Source organism: Vibrio sp. 2132-1 (assembly GCF_033344315.1).
Window position 1 is genome coordinate 1 of record NZ_JAWPON010000216.1, and the last position, 800, is coordinate 800.

At 48.0% G+C, this 800-nt stretch carries 1 protein-coding gene and 1 pseudogene; both read left to right on the forward strand.

The genetic code is table 11. The features are described from left to right. The coding region (locus tag R8N47_RS24520; RefSeq protein ID WP_318186016.1) for a TOBE domain-containing protein at positions 1 to 556 on the forward strand (556 nt) is incomplete at its 5' end. 8 nt (positions 557 to 564) lie between these two features. Next, positions 565 to 800, forward strand: a pseudogene (locus R8N47_RS24525) (putative 2-aminoethylphosphonate ABC transporter permease subunit); the annotation flags it as partial.

Sequence of the window (800 nt, forward strand, 5' to 3'; positions counted from 1 at the left end):
CATCACTACCATTATGGTTACGCACGATCAGGATGAGGCGCTTTCGATGGCAGATCGAATTGTGGTAATGAACCATGGCGTAATTGAGCAAGTCGGCACGCCTCAAGAAATCTACCAACAACCGGCAACGCGCTTTGTGGCCGAGTTTGTCGGCAGCATGAATTTTATCGAGACATCTGTTGTGACCGAATCTCAGGTGCGTATTGCTGAGACTCTACTGCCAGCACCAAGTTTAACCAATCGTAAGGTTCAACGTGGTGACCGCTTTGATTTGGCGGTACGTCCCGAAAACATCAAGTTTGTCGAAAACTACCGCAACTCGTTGCCTGTACGCATTACCGCTACCGAGTTTCTGGGCGCATTTTTCCGCGTGGATTGTGAGCTACAAAACGACAGCCAAGCGAAACCAATTGTTGTTGATGTGCCAGTCGAGACGGTGCAAAACCTCAATATTCGCATTGGTGATGTGCGTTACATCCAGTTCTTGGAAAGTGGCTTGCACGGCTATGTAATCCCTTCTCAGGGGAATGCGTTTACAAAAGCGTTGGCGGCATAGGTGCAAACATGGATGCGAAGACAATGACGATGAATAGCCTGACGACTCAAGACAAAGCGAAATCAATGATGGGACGCATTAGCCGCGACAATATCGTGCTGTTTGGCTTGTTGACGGGTCTTTCCACGATGATGATCTTGTTCATCTTGATGCCATTGTGGGCGATGCTGGCCAAAAGCGTACAAAACAGCGATGGAGAGTTTGTTGGGTTAGCCAACTTTGCGACTTATTTTTCTTCTTCAAG